This window comes from Actinomycetota bacterium (genome assembly GCA_019347675.1).
Lineage (GTDB): Bacteria > Actinomycetota > Nitriliruptoria > Nitriliruptorales > JAHWKO01 > JAHWKW01.
In genome coordinates, this window is sequence record JAHWKW010000002.1 from 76481 (window position 1) to 95149 (window position 18669).

Annotated in this window: 16 protein-coding genes; 5 read left to right on the plus strand and 11 right to left on the minus strand. The window is 70.3% G+C overall.

The window, feature by feature from the left end:
* Positions 1-2: 2 nt before the first annotated feature.
* From fdnG to KY462_01590, 3 genes are all read right to left on the minus strand, one after another.
* A complete protein-coding gene (gene fdnG / locus KY462_01580; GenBank protein ID MBW3576430.1) occupies positions 3-3290 on the minus strand; it encodes a formate dehydrogenase-N subunit alpha in 3288 nt (1095 codons plus the stop codon).
* Between the two features lie 414 nt (positions 3291-3704).
* Positions 3705-4799 (minus strand): molybdopterin-dependent oxidoreductase, encoded by a 1095-nt coding sequence (locus tag KY462_01585; protein ID MBW3576431.1) that lies wholly within the window; start codon positions 4797-4799, stop codon positions 3705-3707.
* A gap of 447 nt (positions 4800-5246) precedes the next feature.
* Complete coding sequence (locus KY462_01590; protein MBW3576432.1) at positions 5247-5420, minus strand: hypothetical protein; 174 nt, start codon at positions 5418-5420, stop codon at positions 5247-5249.
* 211 nt (positions 5421-5631) lie between these two features.
* On the opposite strand from KY462_01590, the gene KY462_01595 reads away from it, so the two are divergent.
* Complete coding sequence (locus KY462_01595; GenBank protein ID MBW3576433.1) at positions 5632-5862, plus strand: AbrB/MazE/SpoVT family DNA-binding domain-containing protein; 231 nt, start codon at positions 5632-5634, stop codon at positions 5860-5862.
* A complete protein-coding gene (locus KY462_01600) occupies positions 5859-6242 on the plus strand; it encodes a PIN domain-containing protein (protein MBW3576434.1) in 384 nt (127 codons plus the stop codon). Before KY462_01595 ends, KY462_01600 begins: the two co-directional genes overlap by 4 nt.
* Positions 6243-6942: 700 nt before the next feature.
* Here KY462_01600 and KY462_01605 read toward each other — a convergent pair.
* Positions 6943-8337, minus strand: coding sequence for a flotillin family protein (locus tag KY462_01605; GenBank protein ID MBW3576435.1), 1395 nt, complete (start codon positions 8335-8337; stop codon positions 6943-6945).
* Between the two features lie 12 nt (positions 8338-8349).
* Entirely contained in the window at positions 8350-8901 is a 552-nt protein-coding gene (locus KY462_01610) for an NfeD family protein (GenBank protein ID MBW3576436.1), read from the minus strand.
* A gap of 1160 nt (positions 8902-10061) precedes the next feature.
* Between KY462_01610 and KY462_01615 the strand changes: the two genes are divergently transcribed.
* Together KY462_01615 and KY462_01620 are read left to right on the plus strand one after the other, a co-directional pair.
* Positions 10062-11198, plus strand: coding sequence for a hypothetical protein (locus KY462_01615; GenBank protein ID MBW3576437.1), 1137 nt, complete (start codon positions 10062-10064; stop codon positions 11196-11198).
* A 144-nt stretch (positions 11199-11342) separates the two neighbouring features.
* Positions 11343-11801: a TIGR00725 family protein gene (locus tag KY462_01620; GenBank protein MBW3576438.1), complete on the plus strand. Its 459-nt coding sequence runs from the start codon at positions 11343-11345 to the stop codon at positions 11799-11801.
* A gap of 40 nt (positions 11802-11841) precedes the next feature.
* On the opposite strand, the gene hisF is transcribed toward KY462_01620, so the two are convergent.
* Genes hisF through hisD form a run of 6 tightly spaced genes read right to left on the minus strand, consistent with a single transcriptional unit; the run spans position 11842 to position 17043 of the window.
* The gene (gene hisF / locus KY462_01625; protein MBW3576439.1) at positions 11842-12648 is read right to left on the minus strand and encodes an imidazole glycerol phosphate synthase subunit HisF; all 807 of its coding nucleotides are present in this window, start codon (positions 12646-12648) and stop codon (positions 11842-11844) included.
* Positions 12645-13376, minus strand: coding sequence for a 1-(5-phosphoribosyl)-5-[(5-phosphoribosylamino)methylideneamino]imidazole-4-carboxamide isomerase (hisA, locus tag KY462_01630; protein ID MBW3576440.1), 732 nt, complete (start codon positions 13374-13376; stop codon positions 12645-12647). Before hisA ends, hisF begins: the two co-directional genes overlap by 4 nt.
* Positions 13377-13382: 6 nt before the next feature.
* Entirely contained in the window at positions 13383-14018 is a 636-nt protein-coding gene (hisH, locus tag KY462_01635; GenBank protein MBW3576441.1) for an imidazole glycerol phosphate synthase subunit HisH, read from the minus strand.
* Positions 14015-14599 carry an imidazoleglycerol-phosphate dehydratase HisB gene (gene hisB, locus KY462_01640; GenBank protein ID MBW3576442.1) on the minus strand — a complete coding sequence of 195 codons (585 nt, stop codon included), beginning with the start codon at positions 14597-14599 and terminating at the stop codon, positions 14015-14017. The genes hisH and hisB overlap by 4 nt, the downstream gene beginning before the upstream one ends.
* Positions 14600-14656: 57 nt before the next feature.
* Complete coding sequence (gene hisC / locus KY462_01645) at positions 14657-15730, minus strand: histidinol-phosphate transaminase (GenBank protein MBW3576443.1); 1074 nt, start codon at positions 15728-15730, stop codon at positions 14657-14659.
* Complete coding sequence (gene hisD / locus KY462_01650; protein MBW3576444.1) at positions 15727-17043, minus strand: histidinol dehydrogenase; 1317 nt, start codon at positions 17041-17043, stop codon at positions 15727-15729. The genes hisC and hisD overlap by 4 nt, the downstream gene beginning before the upstream one ends.
* 254 nt (positions 17044-17297) lie before the next feature.
* Here hisD and KY462_01655 point away from each other — a divergent pair, with 254 nt between their 5' ends.
* On the plus strand, positions 17298-17858 hold the full coding sequence (locus KY462_01655; protein MBW3576445.1) for a hemerythrin domain-containing protein: 561 nt from the start codon (positions 17298-17300) through the stop codon (positions 17856-17858).
* Positions 17859-18669: the final 811 nt, after the last annotated feature.

Genomic DNA, 18669 nt, shown 5'->3' on the forward strand with positions numbered 1-18669 from the left:
TGTCAGAAGTCCTCGAACTGCTGGCTCTGCCCGCTGCGCAGCCCATGGCGGGTCTCGGGCTTGGTGCCGCGCACCGCGTCGGCGTCGCGGCCCTCGCCGGGGTCGGCCCTGGGTCCGCCGAGGGGACCGGAGGTCGGGGCACGCCGCTTCCTGCTGCGGCGTCCCGGACGGATGTCGCAGGTGAGGGCCTTCGACTCCTGGATGGAGACGTTCGGGTCGGCGACGAAGCCGATGAGCTCGTTGACGACGTCGCCGGTGACCAGCCCGTGCGTCCCCCAGTGGTAGGGCAGTCCGACCTGGTGTACGACACGGTCTCGGCCTTTGCCCAACCGCAAGGGCCGGACGCGGTCGGTGACCAGCACGCGGCACTCGATCTCACCGCGTGCCGTGCGGATGGCGGCCCACCCGCCGTTCTCCAACCGTCGTTCCAGGGCCAGCTCCGGTGAGACCTCGCAGAACAGCTCCGGCATGAGCTCGCTCAGCCACGCCACCCAGCGGCTCATCGCCCCGGCGGTGTGGTGCTCGGTGAGCCGGTACGTGGTCAGCACGAACGGGAAGTCGGGGTCGTCGACGTGGCGGTGGTAGGGGTTGTCGCGCCGGTTCCACTCGAGGCGAGCGGGGTTGGCCTTCTGCGCGTACAGCGGGTTGTCGAAGACGGACTCCTGGGGCTCGTAGTGCGTCGGCAGCGGGCCGTCCAGCAGCCCGGTCGGCACGTAGAGCCAGCCCTTGCCGTCGCTCTGCATGATGAACGGATCGTTGCCGGCGACCGCGTCCGTGCCGAGCGCCTCCGGGTCGGGGCGGAAGGAGGGCTTGCAGGTGGCCGGGAAGTCCGGCACGTCCTCGCCGACCCAGCGGCCATCGTGCTCTCCCCACCACACGTAGCGCTTGCGCTCCGACCACGGTCGGCCGTCGACGTCGGCCGACGCGCGGTTGTAGAGGATGCGGCGGTTGTCGGGCCAGGCCCAGGCCCACTCCGGGGCGACCCAGCTCTGCTCCGAGGCGGGCTTGCGCCGGGCGGTCTGGTTCACACCGCCGGCGAAGCAGCCCGAGTAGATCCAACAGCCGCAAGCCGTGGACCCGTCAGCCTCCAACGCATCGAAGTCGGGCACCATCTCGCCCGACTCGACGACGTAGCCGTTGATCTCTTGGAGCACCGCCTCGGCGTCCGGCTCCGCGTCGTCATGCTCGGTCGGGTACTGCCAGGCCAGGTCGCGGATCGGGGCGTCCTCGGGGCGCTCCGAGGAGGCGTAGCGCTCCTTCAGCCGCCGGCCGAGGTGGTAGGCGAACCACAGCTCGCTGCGGCAGTCGCCGGGCGGACGGATCGCCTGCTCCTTCCACTGCAGCAACCGCTGAGTGTTGGTGAACGTCCCCTGCTTCTCGGTGTGGGCGGCGCACGGGAAGAAGAACACCTCGGTGTCGATGTCCTCCGGACGGACCTCCCCCCGGTCGATCTCGGGGGCGACCTTCCAGAACTCCGCCGTCTCCGTCGGCGCGAAGTCCCGCACCACGAGCCACTTCAGCTCGCGCAGACCCTTGCGGTGCAGCGCCCCGTGCATCGAACCGACCACCGGGTTCTCCCCGACGACGAGGTAGCCCTCGACATCCCCGTCGGCCATCGCGGCCACCGTGGCCATGTGCGAGTGGTCCCCGCCCATCCGTGGCAGGTGGTCGAAGCACCAGTCGTTCTCCGGCGTCGCCGCGTCGCCGAACCAGGCCTTCAGCAGCGAGACCGTGTAGCAGTCGAACTTCGCCCACCAGCCCATGCCCGACTGGTTGTGGCCGATGTAGTCATCGAGGGTGCGGTCGTAGGCCGCCTTCGGCATCGGCAGGTAGCCGGGCAGGATGTTGTACAATGTCGGGATATCCGTCGATCCCTGGATCGACGCGTGGCCCCGCAGCGCGAGGATCCCTCCTCCGGGACGTCCGATGTTGCCCAGCAGAAGCTGGAGGATCGAGGCGGTGCGGATGTACTGCACCCCCTTCGAGTGCTGCGTCCATCCCACCGCGTAGCAGAACGCGCTCGTGCGCTCCCGTCCGGAGTTGTCGCACAGGGCCTCCGCGACCTCCACGAACTGGTCGTCGTCGATGCCGCAGATCTCGGCGACGACCTCCGGGGTGTAGCGGGCGAAGTGCCGTTTCACGATCTGGAAGACGCAGCGGGGATGTGCGAGGGTCTCGTCGCGTTCCGCCTCGTGGACCCGTTGACCACGCTGGGTCTCCGGTTCGCCGGCGAAGAGCTCACGCTCCCCCGCGGCCGGTTCGACGCTGATGTCCCCCGCGTACATCCAGGAACTTGGGTCGTACTGACCGCTCCTGGGATCCCAGCCGCTGAACAGGCCGTTGAGGTCCTCGGTGTCACGGAACTCATCGGAGACAACCACCGGAGCGTTCGTGTACTCCACCACGTAGTCGCGGAAGAACCGTTCGTTGTCGATGACGTACCGAACCAGCCCACCGAGGAAGGCGATGTCGGTCCCGGCACGGATGGGAACGTGCAGGTCGCAGACCGCGCTGGTCCGCGTGAACCGTGGGTCGACGTGGATGATCGTCGCACCGCGTCGCTTGGCCTCCATCACCCACTGGAACCCGACCGGATGGCACTCGGCCATGTTCGAACCCTGGATGACGATGCAGTCGCTGTTCTGCAGATCCTGCTGGAAGGTCGTCGCACCGCCCCGACCGAAGGAGGTCCCCAGACCGGGGACCGTGGACGAGTGTCATATCCGCGCCTGATTCTCGATCTGCAACGCACCGAGCGCGGTGTAGAGCTTCTTCAGCAGGTAGTTCTCTTCGTTGTCCAGCGTCGCCCCACCGATGTGGGCGAAACCGAGCGTGCGGCGCAGGGGCGTGCCGTCGGCGTCCTCCCACCGCAGCGTTCGGTCACGGGTGTCCCTGATACGGTCGGCGACCATGTCCATGGCGGTGTCGAGGTCGATCTCCTCCCACTCGGTCGCGCCGGGGCGCCGGTACAGCACGGTGTGCACGCGGTGGGCACCCGTGACCAACTGGAAGGTCGCCGCCCCCTTCGGGCAGAGCTTGCCGAGCGAGATGGGCGAGTCGGGGTCGCCCTCGATGTCGGTGATCCGACCGCCCTGGACGTAGACGACCTGACCGCAACCGACCCCGCAGTACGGGCAGATGGTGCGTCTCACCTCATCGGCGTTGCGGGTCCGAGCCACCGTCTGGCGGCCGGACATCGCCGTGGCGCCCAGCCCCAACAGATCCCGCTGGCGGACCTGGCGCAGCACCGGCCAAGCCAGAACCGTGTCCCGCCAACCCGAAGCGCCCATGTGAACCTACGCGGCCTCCCCTGCAGGCGACCGTAAGCACATCTGGCACCGCCAAGCAAGAGTGCGGTTTCCGTCCGTTACGAGCGGGCGACCCGGTTCGTGCGCTCGGACGCAGATCCCATCACAGTCAAGGGTGCGGTCTCCGACACCCGCAGCGCATGGACCTCGACTTCGACGACGCCGACCACTGCGGGTGCGGTCCACGGGTCCCGCGCGACGTCCCGCACCGCCCCGACCACGGAGAATCGGTTCAAAGGTCCTCGTCCGCGTCGGCGAGCGCCTCGAGCCGAACAACGCCGCCCGCCGGACACTGCCCACACAACGAGGTTGTTGGTCGCGGCCAGCGAGCGAGTCGGGACGCGATCCCGTTGTCTCCTGCGCTGCAGGGAGCGCCCCAGACGCAGAACACCGCCGTCAACAAGTGGTGATGTTGACGCGATGCCAGGAGTTGTTGACGTAACCCTTGAAGTTCCATACTGACGTCGGATGTTCCGGCTGGGTCTTGCCAGCCGCGTCCATGGCACGGACCGAGATCTCTTGGTTACCCGGGGACAGGTCGCGGTCGCCACCCCACAGCGTCCAACCCCACGTACCCGACCGGTGGAGCCGCGACGCCTCGCTCCAGGTGCGGCCACCGTCGCTGGTCAACTCCACCCGCTCGACCCGCCGCCCTCCGCCTGCCACGGCATAGCCTTCGCACCGCATCGGGCCGGCTGGCGCGCGATCGCCGTCGGCGGGGCGGCAGATCACCGAGTTGATCGCCAGCTCGCCCAACACCGTGCCGTGCTCCCAACGCACGGTGGCGCCCGTGACTTCGGGAGGAAACAGGCGGTAGGCGCGTTGCTGGAAGTGGTTGGTCGACGGCTCCGCGCACGCCTCGACCCCGGCGAGCCATTTGACGCTGCGGGCTCCGATGTATCCGGGGACCACGAGGCGCAGGGGGAAACCGTGCACCGGCGGAAGCGGTTCGCCGTTCATGCGATCGACGACGAGAACCTCGTCTCGCAGGGCCTTTTCAAGGGGGATCGAACCCCCGAAGTGTTCGACCCGCCCATGTGCGTGGCGAACGAAGTCCAGTCCGGTGAGGGCCACGTGTCTCACATCGGCGGACAGCTCGGCGGCCGCGAGCAGGTCACGCAGGCGCCAACCCGACCAGCGCACGTTGGCGATGGCGTCGGGTCCCCAGGGGATCTCCAGCGGGATGTCCGCGAGCTGCATCAGCTCCCGCCGCCGGTTGCCGGCGCAGGAGAGCGCCGCGACCAGCTCCACCCGTTCGAAACGATCGGCGAGGATATCCAGAGACAGCTCCAGCGGCCGCCGTACCAATCCGCGCACCTGCAGGCGGTGTCTGTCAGCGTCGACGTGTGGGACCGCAGCGTGGTTGCGTACGTACACCATCGGGGTCGGGGTGATGAGATGGTCCGCGAGCCGGCCCAGTGGTGCGCCGACGTTGAGGGGGGTCTGCTGGTAGGCGGTAAGGTCCGGGGCCTTGCCGGCCGGCAAGCGCATCTTCGAATCTCTCCCGTCGCCCGCTCACCATCCGCCAAGGTGAACCAACACCGTCTTCTCTACGGACTTGCCGGCCGGTGTCGAAAGCTCGGTCGAGCGGCGGCCGGGCGATCCATTCCACAACTGCCATGCCCGCCGCCACGCCGACCGACTCCGTTGGCTACCGCGGCGAGGACCGCAGACGGCCTCTGCTCGTTCTTCGCGCCGAAATCTACTGCGTCTCACCGCATACGGCTGCGACGCCTGGCCTGATCGTCTGCCGTTGGACCCACCGTGGGCCCTCTCATCGGCATCGGCGTGTCGATCGCCGGACTTCGTTCATCTTCTGCCGGACGCGACGACCCCAGAACCGTCGAACGCCGGCGCGGTCGGCGCCTGCTCGACGCGGACGGCGACCGCACGGCGGACGTCGGAGTGCTGGTAGCGAAGGTGAGCTCCCGGCCCGCCTCATTGCAGCGTGTCGATGGCGGCGTCCTGGCGGTGGCCCTCCTCGGCCTCCTGGGAGTTCGAGAAGTCGGCTGACCGACCGGCTCGACAGCGGCGGGCGGGGCTTCCCCCGAGCTTCGACCGGGCGTGGTCGAACGCCGGCGTGTTGATCGACGACGGGAGCACCAGGGTCACCTCGATCTCGTGCTCCAGCTCGAGTCGCAGCGCAGCCGGAGCAGCGCTTCCGTCGGACCGTCCGAGTGGCGGGAGAACCGCGATCGCGACTGGTCGTCCGATCGGTGGACCGCCCCGGCACGTCGAGTACGAGGCGACCACACCGGGCGAGGGGGTGAGCTGCGGATGGTGCAGCGCGCACTGCAGCCAGCCGAGGGTTATACTTGCTGGTATGACTCGTAAGGTTGGGCCCAAGGGTCAGGTCGTGATCCCTAAGGACCTGCGTGAGCAGCTCGGGATCGCCCCCGGCGACGAGGTCACCTTCTGGCGGGAAGGGGACCACGTTGCGGTGCGTCCCGCACGCTCCCAACGGCCCCTGCACGGCCGCTACGCCGGCCGACGGCTGGTCGAGATCCTCGAAGCCGAACGGGACGCCGACCGACGCCGAGAAACCCGCCGGTGAGCGACGCGCTCGACGCCTGGGCGATACTCGAACTGCTCGAAGGCAGCGAGCCAGCCGCCTCCCGCATCTCAGACGTGCTCGAGGAACGGCCGGCCATGAGCTGGATCAACCTCGGCGAAGTGTTCTACGTCGTCAAGCGGGACCAAGGCGAGGAAGAAGCCCTCGAGACGTTACGGGATCTACGTCCCAAGCTGGACCTGGACCTGCCCTCCGAACACCGTGTGCTGGAAGCGGCTGGGCTCAAAGCCGACCACCCCATTTCCTACGCAGACGCCTTCGCAGCCGCCACCGCCGTTGCGCACGGCGCCACCCTCCTCACCGGAGATCCTGAGCTACTCGTCGATGGCGCGCCGTGGCAGTGGGAAGATCTGCGGATCTGAACCGCCGATCTCCTTTGGCAGTCGGAGTTGCAGCGTCGGGATAATCGTTGGATCCTACCGCCCCGCTCGTTGCCGCCGCCTTCGGCTTTCTCAGCTGCCCGGTTCCAGTGCTCTCCAGGTGACGATCCCCGTCTCCGTCCGCGTTCAATGTCTGCCGGCCAGAGCGTCGAGTTCGACGGGTGGATCGTGGACCAGATCGTCGCCAGCGAGCTCGTAAGCGGAGTGCAGGCACCGAGAGTTGCAGGCGTCACCGAGCCGGCCGTGCCGACGGGCTTTGACGGCAGCTCGATGACACGCGTCGGGCGCAGGTTGACGCGTCTTGGGCCAGGCTGTCCCGGGGGCAGCCGCTAGACCCCGAACCCACCAACCTCGTGCGCGCGGTGCAGGTGCCGATCGTGCCGCTGGTGGACGTCGACGCGATCACACTCGTGCTGCTCGCGCTGGAGGTGTGGGAGCACACCCGGCCCGATGAGCCGTCGGTGCGACACCTGACGAAGCGTGATGCTCGCCGTTCGTGACGACGTCGGTACCACCTATGGCGGGACCGCCGCTACTCACCGCGTCACGAACGACGGCACAAACCGCCGCGCCCCGCCCTGGGCTCCAACTGTTCCGGCACAGTCCCGTACGGGTTCCTGCATACGTGGCTCGGTCGAGTCGTAGGCGATCGCTCTCTCCGACCAAGCCGGCGAGGCGAGAACTATTCCGTCCCCGGTCGCAACGGATCTGCCTCCGACCCCTCGTCACGGCTGCCGAGACTCGACAGCAGGCTCCGGAGGTCGATGCCGGTCAGGTCGGAACCGATCTGGATGCCCTGCTCGACGTTGCTCGACACCGTCCTCGCGAGCTGTGACGCGCCGTCGGTCGAGATGACGGTCAGACGGTCGACCGAGCTCAACGGCTCGCTCGCGGCGCGGACCAGCTCGGGCAGGACGGCGGCGATGAGGTCGAGCGTCGCGGCGTCGCCGTAGAGCTTGAACGCGTCGGCGTTCTTGCGACGTGCATCGGCCTCCGCCTCACCCTTCGCGAGGATGGCCTCGGCTTCGGCACGCCCCTCCAGCTCGACCGCCTCCGCCATCCGGGCACGCCGGGCCTTCTCGGCCTCCGCGTCGAAGATCGCCGCGTTCTTCCGCGCCTCGGCCTCCTGCTCGATGCGGTAACGCTCGGCGTCGGCGGGCTTCCTGACCTCGGCGTCGAGCTGGCGGTCTCGCAGTGCGGCCTCGCGCTCGGCCACCAGCTCCTGCTCCTGGATGACCTCACGGTTCCGTGCCGCCTCCCGCAGCGGACCGGCGGCCGCGGCCTGTGCCTGGGCCTCGTCCGTCTCCGCCTTGATCTCGGCCTTCTTCAGCTCGAGCTGGCGAGCCTGGATCGCGACCGCCTCCTCGGCCCGCAGCCGCTCCTCCTCGGCGGCCTGGTTGGCCCGCGCCTCGGCGATCTTGGCGGACTGCTCGACACGGGCTGCCTCCGGGCGACCGAGGTCCGTCAGGTACTCGCCCTCGGCTTGGATGTCCTGCAGCTGGAATGTGTCGAGCGTCAGCCCCTGGTTCGTGAGCGACGTCTCGGCCTCCTCGGCGACGGCGGACGCGAACGTCGCGCGGTCCTTGATGATCTCTTCGATCGTCAGGCGACCGACGATGGCGCGGAGGCTGCCGGCCAGGACCTCGGTCGTGAACGTGTCCACCTCCCTCTGCTGGGTCAGGAAGCGCTGCGCCGCGGCCCGGATCGCGTCCTCGTTGCCGCCGACCTTCACGACGGCGACCCCGTCCAGGTCGCACTTGATGCCCTGGCTCGAGACCGCCCCACGGATGCTCACCGAGATGCGCCGGCTGGAGAGGTCCATGACGTGCAGACGCTGCACGAACGGGAGGACGAACACGCTCGCGCCCATCACGACCTTCTGGCCGCTCATGTCGTGCGAGACCTCGCCGGTCTCGGGGTTCTTGACCGGCGAACCCTTCCGCCCGGTGATGATGTACGCCTCGTTGGGCCCGGCCACCTTGATGCGCGAGACGATCAGGTAAGCGACGAGGACGAGCAGGGTGACGGCGCCGATGATCCCGATCACCAGAGGCGAGGCGAAGATGAAGTCGAGCATCGCGCCCTCCGGTCAAGCGTCGGTCGGGAGCGTGGCCCGCTCGACGAGCACGGCTGACGCGGAGAGGACGGCGACGACGCGCACCTGCGTCCCCGCGGCCACCCGTGCGTCCGCCCGTGCGTTGTACTTGCGCTGCTCGCCGTGGTGGCGGAGCGTCACCTCACCGTAGCCCTCGTCGGGGATGGTCGTGATCACGATGCCCTGGGAGCCCTCGAGCCCACGGGTCGAGACGGTCGCGTCAGTTGGCATGTTGACGAGCGTCCGCATCATGACGAGCGCCAAGCCACCGACGACCAGCCCACTCGCGAGGCCACCGAGCGCGCCGCCCCCCGCGCCGACGCCCGTCGCGTACATGATGAGGGCGGCGCCGAAGCCGAACGATGCCAGAAATGCACCGAGCACGGGTCCCGAGAAGATCCCCCCGCCGGCGTCGACATCGAAGCCACCGAGCAGGCCCTCGAACACCTCGCCGAGCACCAGGGACAGCAGGAGCAGTGCGAGACCAACCGCGCCGATGACGAGGAACGCGGTCATCGCTTGCCCCCCGAGGACGAACTCCAGCATGCCTCCAACCATAGTTGCGTGGCTGGCGTGGCGGAGCAGCGACGCCGTGGGGTCGAATCTTGGTCCCGAGGAAAAGGAGCCCTGGTCTTGGGACATCTGCTATGCCGCACGGGCACCCGGCGTTGCAGATGACGTTGGCGATGATCACGGAGTGCTCGCCGACGTGCCAGCTTTCGACTATCGCCAGGACGTCCAAAACCACGGTCGGCGGATGCCGGTCGGCGGATGCCGGTCGTCGGATGCCGGTCGTCGGACGCCGGTCGTCGGACGCTTCCATCGGCTGGGCTCGGAGGAAGGCTCGCATCGGGAAGCAAGAGAGCATCGGTCACGGACCTCGGCGAACCGGACAGGTGATGCGGGAGACGTCAGCGGATCCAAGATCCCAGTCCAGCAGGGCAGGCAGATCCGTGTCGAAGAAGGTGGCGGTATCGCGCTGCATCTGCGCTGAGCAACCGGGCAGGCGGTCCTCGGGACCTGGTGCCAGTCCGCCCCGATCACCAGGCCACCACGTGCGCGCAGTCGATCTGTCACTCGGTGAGTAGCGCCGCGCAGTCCGAGGCATCCCCTGCGATGGAACCCGGACCCCGGCCGGGCTGCTGTCCGCGTCCCCGATGCCGGGGCCGAGTTCCTCAATGGGGGCTACATGTGGGACGTCTCGCCAACGTCGTCCCGGATCGGACGCCAGGAACAGATCGACCGGCTGAGCTTGCGTGCTGCGTTTCCCGACATCCAGATCGCGGTCGAGGACGACGGATCGCCCAGGGGGACGGTCGTCGAACAGGTGGGAGTGCCCACACGCTTCGACGCACTGCGACAGCTCGGCGCCCCCATGACCCGTCCGAGATTCGACGGACGATGGTCGCAACCGTCAGGGCGCTTCACCGCAGCTCGTGCGGGGCGGCGGAACCGCCGGACCGATCATGGCGTCCGACTCGAGCCGGGGTATCACCAGCTCCAAGGAGAGAATGCGCCAGTACCCGGAGTCTCCCCGGTCAACCCGCGCCCCGCGTCGTGCGTTCATCACTCGACAGCGCGTTGTGAGGAAGGATCCATGCCACGCGCGATATCCCTGCGGGGCCGCGGAGGGGTTGCGGGTTCACACTGCCGGCAATCCCCTGCGGCACGCTCGCGCCGTTCCAACAGCGAGGAAGAGCCGAGCCATGAAGCGACTGACCATTCACCGCCGAGCAGACGCTGCCCACTCCCCCACCTGCGGCCGGAAGGCACTGCTTTTGGCCGGTGCGGCCCTGTTGGTGAGTAGCGCCTGCGCGACGGACGACAGCGCGGCGCCCACCTCGGACACGGACACGCCAACGGCGCTGAGCGGCCCGTGCGTGGGGATCGGTCCCGCCCCTGAACTGGCGGAGGTCACCTGGCTAGCGGAGGGCAGGCTCATGGCCGCCACCGCGGGGGGACCGGCGCGGTGCCTCCTCGAGGTCGGCCAGGCCGAGACCTTGGAGTGGGCAGGCAGCGCCGACCGCGTCCTGCTGGGATCCACCCGGGCCGTGACCGCCGAGGGCGAGGTCTCCCTGGCCCTTCCCTCCGACGGCCGTGTGCGCTGGTCGGCGCCCACGGGCAAGTCGGTGCTCCACGTCGATGCCCAGGGGCGGCTGCGCAAGCAGGTACTGGGCGGAGCGGTCAGCGAGCTGGCTGCCATGGAACGCGCCGACGACGCCGTCTACCACCCCGCGGGGCTCACCATCGCCGCCTCAGGGGAGGGCGAGATCGCCGGGGGCGAGGTCGTCCGGGGCTTGTTCGTAGCCCGGAACACGGGTGAGGGGGCGCCCCAGCCGCTCGCCGAGGGCGAGACGGCCCGTCGCATCGACTCGCTCGCCTTCTCGTCCGACGGAGCCCTGGTGTTCGTGGCCGACCACGGCGGGCACAGCGACCTTCACCGCCTCGACCTCCAGCGGGGGACGATGGCAACGGTGGCCACGGTGAGCGGGCAGGAGCACATCGGGCGGGTGGCGGTCTCTCCCTTCGAGACCGACGCCGTCGCCTTCGCACGCTGCGAGCCCGATGGCACCACCCGGCCCACCTTCGCCGAGCGCGGAGGGAGCGCTCTGGCTCTGGAGGGGACGTCGGTGGCGCGCGCGGAACCCATCGGCTGGCTCCCCGATGGCGGCCTGGTGCTCGTCGCCCGCCCCCGCTGCGACGACGGCCCCGGGAGCCTCTACGTGTTCCAGGGCGGCATGGCCCACCTTGTGGCCGAGGACGTGGAGACGGCGGCCGTGCGGGCGGTGCTCCCCGAGCCGCCGCCCTCCCCCGAGATCCTCCCCACCAGCCCCTTCGCCTGATGAGCAACGCCTGCGGCCGGTCGGCCGCCACGTTTTCACCACACAGCAGCAGTTCGGCGGGAGGCGTCGGTCGCTCGTGAACGCCACCGTCGACGTAGGGTTGTCCCGGCGCGAGGAGCCTCGGTGGCCCACGAACAGCCCTACATCGCGGTCGTGGGCCCGGGCACGCCCGATGCCGCGTTGGAGGCGCTGGCCGAGGAGGTCGGCCGTCACGTGGCCATCGCCGGCGGGGTGCTGATCTGCGGCGGCTTGGACGGTGTGATGGCGGCGGCGAGCCGCGGCGCGGCCCAGGCCGGCGGCCTGGCGTTGGGGATCCTGCCCGGAAGCGACCGTCGCGCCGCCAACCGGTGGGTTCAGGTCGCCGTTGCCACCGGTGTCGGTGAGCTGCGCAACGCCCTGCTGGTCCGCGCAGCCGACGTCGTGGTGGCGATCGGGGGAGCGTTCGGGACGCTCTCGGAGATCGCGTTCGCGCTGAAGACCGGCGTCCCGGTGGTGGGGCTGCGTACCTGGGACCTGGCCGCCGCCGGCGCGCGGCACTCCATCGAAGTCGCCTCCGATGCCCCCGACGCGGTCCGGCGGGCGCTGCATCACGCCAGCGGATGACCCCACACGTCGCGCCGCCAGCTGGCGGCCAACCGGTCGGTCACGCGGTGGGCTGTCCGGCCGGTGAGACATGGCGGACCGGCAGGCCGGCGGCGGCGAGTTCCGTCTTGACGTCGGCGATGCGCACCTGCCCGAAATGGAAGATGGACGCGGCCAGCACGGCAGCAGCGCCGCCGTGGGCGACCGCATCGACCATGTGGTGGGCGCCGCCCGCCCCACCGCTGGCGATCACCGGGACGTTGACGGCACCGGTGACCGCCTCCAGCAGGGCAACGTCGAACCCGTCCTTGGTCCCGTCGCGGTCCATGGACGTCAGCAGGATCTCTCCGGCGCCCCGCGCCTCGCACGCTCGGGCCCACTGCACCACATCGATCCCGGTGGGGGTCCGACCCCCGTGGACGTGAACCTCCCACGCGGAGGCCTGCCCCGGTCGACGGCGGGCGTCGATCGCGGCGACCACGCACTGGCTGCCGAAGGCGTCGGCGGCTTCGGCGAGGACCTCGGGGCGCTGCACCGCGGCGGTGTTGAGCGACACCTTGTCCGCGCCGGCTCGCAGCATGCGCCGGACGTCGTCGACGCTCCGGATCCCGCCCCCGACCGTGAGGGGGATGAAGACCTGCTCGGCGGTGCGGGCGACGACGCCGACCATGGTGGCGCGTCCCTCCGACGACGCCGTGATGTCGAGGAAGACGAGCTCGTCCGCGCCTTCCGCGTCGTAGGTCCGGGCCAGTTCAACCGGGTCTCCGGCGTCGCGGAGCTCGACGAACCGGATCCCCTTGACCACACGGCCCCCGGTGACGTCCAGGCACGGGACGACCCGGACCGCCAAGCCTCCCGCGTCGGTCATCCGACGTTGCCCACCGCTGCGAGCGCCTCGCCGAGACCGAACCGCCCCGCGTAGAGCGCCTTCCCGACGATCGCGGCGTCCACACGCGCATGGCAGGCGGCGAGCGCCTGCAGGTCGGCGATCGTGGCCACACCACCGGAGGCCGTGACCCGTGCATCGGTGGCGTCGGCCACCGCGCGCAGCGTGTCGAGGTTGGGACCTTCGAGGGTGCCGTCACGGCCGACGTCGGTGTAGACGAACCGCGCGACGCCCATGCTGGTGAAGCGGTCGAGGGCCTCGAACAGGTCGCCGGCCGCTTGCGTCCATCCGCGTGCCTGCAACGTGCGGCCACGCGCGTCGAGGCCGACCGCGATCGCGCCGCCGTGGCGGTGAACGCACTCGGCGACGAACTCCGGGCTGGTCAGCGCCATGGTCCCGATCACGATGCGTTGAGCGCCGTAGCCGAGCGAGGCCGCCACGTCGTCCAGCTCACGGATCCCACCCGAGGCTTGTACGGCCAGGCCCGTCGCGTCGACGATGTCGGCGATCAGGTGACGGTTGCGGGGCTCGCCGGTGAACGCCGCGTCGAGGTCGACCACGTGCAGCCACCGGGCGCCGGCGTCGGCCCAACGACGTGCCGCGGCCACGGGGTCGGTGTCGTACACGGTCTCCGCGTCGGTCCTGCCCTGCGTGAGCCGGACCGCCTTCCCCTCGCGGATGTCCACCGCCGGGTAGATCGTGAAGCCCACCGCTGGTTACGCCACCGCAACCGGCAGACCCGCCACCCAGTTGGTCAGGAGGCGGATGCCGACGTCCGACGACTTCTCCGGGTGGAACTGGGTACCGACCACCGGACCGGCGCGGACGATGCACGGGAACGGCTCGGGGTAGCGGCAGGTCGCGACGACATGTGCGGGATCGGACGCCACCGCGTAATAGGAGTGCACGAAGTAGGCGCGCTTACCGGCGACGCCTGCCAGCAGCGGGTCGTCGTCGTGTCCGGAGGCGGGGACGATCACGTCCCACCCCATGTGCGGGATCCGGACCGTGTCGGGGAAGCGCACCACCCGGCCGGGCAGGATCCCCAACCCCGGGCAGTCGCCTTCCTCGCTGTGCTCGTACAGCAGCTGCATCCCCACGCAGATGCCCAGCAGCGGTCGGCCGTCCCTGACCCACCGGCGGACGAGGTCGGCCAGCCCGCCGCGCTTCAGGTTCGCCAGGCAGGTCCCGAAGTGCCCGACGCCGGGAACCACCAGCGCGTCGGCCCGTTCCGCCACCAGCGGATCCGCGGTGACGGTCACCTCGGCACCGGCGCGCTCCAGACCACGCTGGGCGGAACGGAGATTGCCCGCCTCGTAGTCGAGGACCGCCACGTGTGGTTGCGCGGTCACGCCAGCACGCCCTTGGTCGAGGGGATGTGGCTCCCGGTCACGGCCACGGCCCGCCTCAACGCCACCGCCGCTGCTTTGAACACCGCCTCGTGCGCGTGGTGGCTGTTCCCCCCGCGGATCAGCTCGACGTGGAGGGTGATGCGGGCGTGCGCGACCAGCGACTCGAAGAAGTGACGGGTCAAAGTGGTCTCGTACGTCCCGATCAGCTCCACCGGGGTCGCGACGTCGTACGCCAGGTAGGGGCGCCCCGACAGGTCGATCGCCACGCGCGCCAGGCACTCGTCGATCGGGACGGTGGCGTCACCGAACCGCTCCACGCCGGCGCGGTCACCCCACGCCCGCATCAGCGCCTGACCGAGCGCGATGCCGGTGTCCTCGACCGTGTGGTGGGCGTCGACCTCGAGGTCCCCGTCGGCACGGACGCTGAGTTCCAACCGGGCGTGGCGGCCGAGCTGGTCGAGCATGTGGTCGAAGAACGCCACGCCGGTGGCGACGTCGGTGCGACCGTCGCCGTCGAGGTCGACGTCGACCACGACCGCGGTCTCGCGGGTGTCGCGCTCGACGTGGGCGTGGCGGGCCATGTTCTTCCGGTTGATGGTCGGGGGTGCCAACCGTACCGGCCACGCGGGCGTCCAGCCTCAGCCGCCGGCGTCGGCACCGAGCGCCGCGCGCAGAGCCTCGAGGAAACGGTCGTTCTCCTGGACCGTCCCGACAGATACCCGCAGGCACCCTTCCAGCCGGGGCCTGGTCGAGAAGTCACGCACCAGGACGCCCCGGTCGAGGAGCCGCTGGAACAGGTCGGCGACGTCGCTGCGGAACAGCAAGAAGTTCGCCGACGACCGGAACACCGTCACATCGGGCAGCGCCTCGAGCGCCGCGGCCACCCGAGCACGTTCGGCGGTCACACGCGGGATGTGGGTCAGCATGGCCGGGCCGAGATCCAACGCCGCCAGGGCCGCGACCTGCTTGACCGTGTCGAGGTGGTAAGGCAACCGGACCCTGCGGAGGTCGTTGACCACCCAGTCATGGGCGAGCAGGTAGCCCAGACGGAGTCCCGCCAGGCGGTACGCCTTCGAGAACGTCCGGGTCACGACCATCCTGGGCAACCCATCCAGCAGCTCCCGCGCGGAGGCGGCACCGAACTCGACGTAGGCTTCATCGACGATCACCAGCGCGTCGCCGGCGTCGTGCAACGCCCGGACGGCGTCCAGCGACACGGGCAGACCGGTGGGGTTGTTGGGATGGGCGACCGTCACCAGGTCGGGGCGGTGCCTGCGCACAGCGGCGCCAGCCAGATCCGCGTCCAGTCTGAAGTCGTCGGGGAGGTCCTCCTCGACCACGTCGGTGACCGCGACACGTGCGATCAGTGGGTGGGCGGAGTAGCCGGGGCGGAACAGCAGCAACCGGCGACCCGGCCCGCCGTACGCCAGGAACAGCTGAAGCAGGACCTCGTTGGAACCGTTGGCCACCCACACGCGGCTGGCGTCCAGCCGCTCCAGATCAGCCAGCCGTGTCCGCAGCTCCCGCACACACCGGTCGGGGTAGCGGTGCAGCCCGAGACCACCCAGCCGCGCCCGGACGGCGTCCTCGAACTCCGGCGGTGGTGGTTCGGCGGTCTCGTTGGTGTTGAGCCTGACCGGGACGTCGAGCTGCGGCGCCCCGTACGGCTCGACACCGACCAGGTCGTCGCGGACGGGGACCCGGTCGATCACGGCATCCTCGCCGACCCGTTCCCGTCCACACGCAGGTCGACCGCGCGGGCGTGGGCAGGGAGGTCCTCCGCCGCCGACAGGGCGCGGACGGTCGGTGCCAGATCCCTCAGGGACGACTCGTCGTAGTGCACCCAGTTGACCGCCACCAGGAAGTCGCTGGTGGTCAGCCCGCCCCGGAACCGGGCGGTCCGCGCGGTCGGGAGCGTGTGGTTTGGTCCCGCGGCGTAGTCACCCAACGACACGGGGGTCGAAGCCCCGACGAAGATGGCGCCCGCGAACCGGACGCGTTCGGCGACCGAGACGGGATCGGCGGTCTGAACCTCCAGGTGCTCCGGCGCGAACGCATCGACCACCTCGACCGCATGGTCGAGGTCGTCGACGATCACCGCCGCGCCCTGCCCGGCGAGCGCGGTCTCGACCCGCTGGCGGTGCCGGGTGGTCGCGACCTCACGGCGCAGCGCGTCGGCCACCGCTTCGACCAGCGCCGGATCGGGCGTGACCAGCAGGCAGCTCGCCAGCTCGTCGTGCTCGGCCTGGGCCACGAGATCCGCCGCGACAAGGCGCGGATCGGCGGAGGCGTCGGCGATGATGGCGACCTCGGTCGGGCCGGCGAACCCCTCGGCGCCGCAGCGGCCCTCCGCCTGCACCAGCTGCTTGGCGAGCGCGACGTAGAGGTTGCCCGGCCCGACGATCTTGTCGCACCGCGGCACGGTGCCGGTCCCGTACGCCATCGCCGCGACCGCCTGCGCCCCGCCCACCCCGAAAACCGCGTCGATGCCGAGCATCGCCGCAGCCGCCAGGATCGTGCGGTCGGGGAGGCCGTCGCTCCCGGTCGGTGGCGTGCACAGCACGATCTCGTCCACCCCGGCGACCTGCGCGGGGACGACCGACATCAGCACACTGGACGGGTACGCCGCCTGTCCCCCAGGCACGTACACCCCCACCCGATGCAGGGGACGGAACCGCTGACCGAGTCGCGCCCCGCCCCGTTCCGCGGTCCAGTCGGCGGGCCTGGCCTGCTGGTGGAACCAGCGGATCTGCGCTGCGGCCTGCTCCAAGGCGGCGCGCACGTCGCCGGTCAGCTCCTGCAGCGAACGTCGCAACGTCTCCGGGTCGACGGCCAGCTGCTCGGGCCGGACGTGATCGAACCGCTCGGTCAGGTCCCGGACGGCGTCGTCGCCGCGGGTTCGGACCTCGGTGAGGATCTCCCCGACGGCGGCGCGGGCGGACGCCAGGTCGACCGCCCCCCGCGGGAGACGGTCGGTGGGGTCGCGGCGGTCGCCGCGCAGATCCAGGACGGTGAGGACGGCCATGTGCTCGAACACCGGGCGGGGCCGGAGCCTACAACGCCGGTGCCGGGCGGTCGCGACGGTGGCGCCGAGCGGCCGGCTGCCGCTGGCGACCACCGGTTCGGAGGTGATGTCTGGCAGCAGTGACGGGCGGACTCCAGGACGGGTGGTCCAGCCCGCGGGTTCACCTCCTTTCTACCGGGCCGGTCGGTGCCCCGGTCACAGCGCGTCGACAACGGTGGCAGCACGTTCGCCGACACCTCTGGGGAGGGGAAACCGTGGATGCGTTGGAGCTGCTGAAAAGCCAGCACAACGAGGTCGAGAGGCTGTTCTCCGACTACGAGCAACTCGGGCCCGGACAGGCCGAGCGCAAGAAGCAGATCGCGCGCCAGGTGATCACCGATCTGTCGGTCCACGCCGGGATCGAGGAGGTGGCGTTCTACCCGACCGTCCGTGAGGCCCTCCCCGACACCGAACAGGACATCCAGGAGGACCTCGAGGAGCATGAACGCGTCAAGAAGACCCTGTCGAACATCCAGGGGATGGAACCCACGGACCCGCAGTTCGACTCGGAGTTCCTGCAGGTCATCAGCGATGTCCGCCACCACGTCAACGAGGAGGAGAACCAGCTGTTCCCGCGGGTGCGGCAGGGCATGTCCGACCAGGAGCTGCGCGACCTGGGCGAGGCGATGCAGGAGCTGAAGAGTCGGGTGCCGACCAACCCCCACCCGCACGCACCACAGGAGCCGCCAGCGAACGTGCTGCTGGGGCCGGTCGCGGGGATGCTCGACCGGGTCCGGGACGCGGTCCGGCAACGCATCGACAAGAAGACCGTCTGAGCCACGCCGGCGGCCACCCCGGCGCGTGATCAACAGCGGCGTCTCCACAGCCTTCGAGCTGGGCGAGCACCGCTACGACCTGTCCCGCCGGGCACTGGTGGTCGCGATCCTCAACCGCACGGTCGATTCCTTCTACGACGGCGGCGCCTACCTCCGCCGTGATGCCTTCCTGCGGCAGGCCGAACGGCTGGTGTCCGACGGAGCGGACGTCGTGGAGGTCGGCGCCCGCGCCGCCGGTGTGGGGACGCGCGACGTCACGGCCGCCGCCGAGACCGACCTGGTGGCGTCGAGCGTGGCGGCGCTGCGCGACCGCTTCGACGTCCCGATCGCGGTGGACACCTGGCGAGCCTGCGTCGCCGAAGCTGCCTTCGCGGAAGGTGCCCTCCTCGGCAACGACATCAGCGGGTTCTCCGACGACGGCTACCTGCCTGCGGCGGCCTCGGCCGGCGCGTCGGTCGTCGCGACCCACATCCGGCTGGCACCGCAGGTCCCCGACCCCGATCCCGTCTACGACGACGTGGTGACGGACGTCGCGGCGGCGTTGCGGCGGCTGGCAGGAGAGACGACGGCCGCCGGGCTCCCCGCCTCCCGTGTCGTGGTCGATCCCGGACTCGACCTCGGCAAGACCTGGCAGCAGTCGGTTCGGCTGCTGGCCAACATGCAGGTCTTCGCGGCGCTGGGCCACCCGCTGCTGCTGGCGGCCTCGAACAAGATCTTCCTGGGGCGACTGCTGGGTCTGGGCGCTGACGAACGGCACGGCGCGTCGCGGCCTGCATCGCGGGTCTGGAACGGGGCGCGCGCCTCCTACGGG

What these genes read in the sequence shown, in the direction of transcription:
- KY462_01585 (MBW3576431.1), bottom strand. Translation starts at nt 4,799, where the DNA reads ATGCGCTTGCCGGCCGGCAAGGCCCCGGACCTTACCGCCTACCAGCAG.
- KY462_01595 (MBW3576433.1), top strand. Translation starts at nt 5,632, where the DNA reads ATGACTCGTAAGGTTGGGCCCAAGGGTCAGGTCGTGATCCCTAAGGAC.
- KY462_01605 (MBW3576435.1), bottom strand. Translation starts at nt 8,337, where the DNA reads ATGCTCGACTTCATCTTCGCCTCGCCTCTGGTGATCGGGATCATCGGC.
- KY462_01610 (MBW3576436.1), bottom strand. Translation starts at nt 8,901, where the DNA reads ATGCTGGAGTTCGTCCTCGGGGGGCAAGCGATGACCGCGTTCCTCGTC.
- KY462_01615 (MBW3576437.1), top strand. Translation starts at nt 10,062, where the DNA reads ATGAAGCGACTGACCATTCACCGCCGAGCAGACGCTGCCCACTCCCCC.
- hisF (MBW3576439.1), bottom strand. Translation starts at nt 12,648, where the DNA reads ATGACCGACGCGGGAGGCTTGGCGGTCCGGGTCGTCCCGTGCCTGGAC.
- hisB (MBW3576442.1), bottom strand. Translation starts at nt 14,599, where the DNA reads ATGGCCCGCCACGCCCACGTCGAGCGCGACACCCGCGAGACCGCGGTC.
- hisD (MBW3576444.1), bottom strand. Translation starts at nt 17,043, where the DNA reads ATGGCCGTCCTCACCGTCCTGGATCTGCGCGGCGACCGCCGCGACCCC.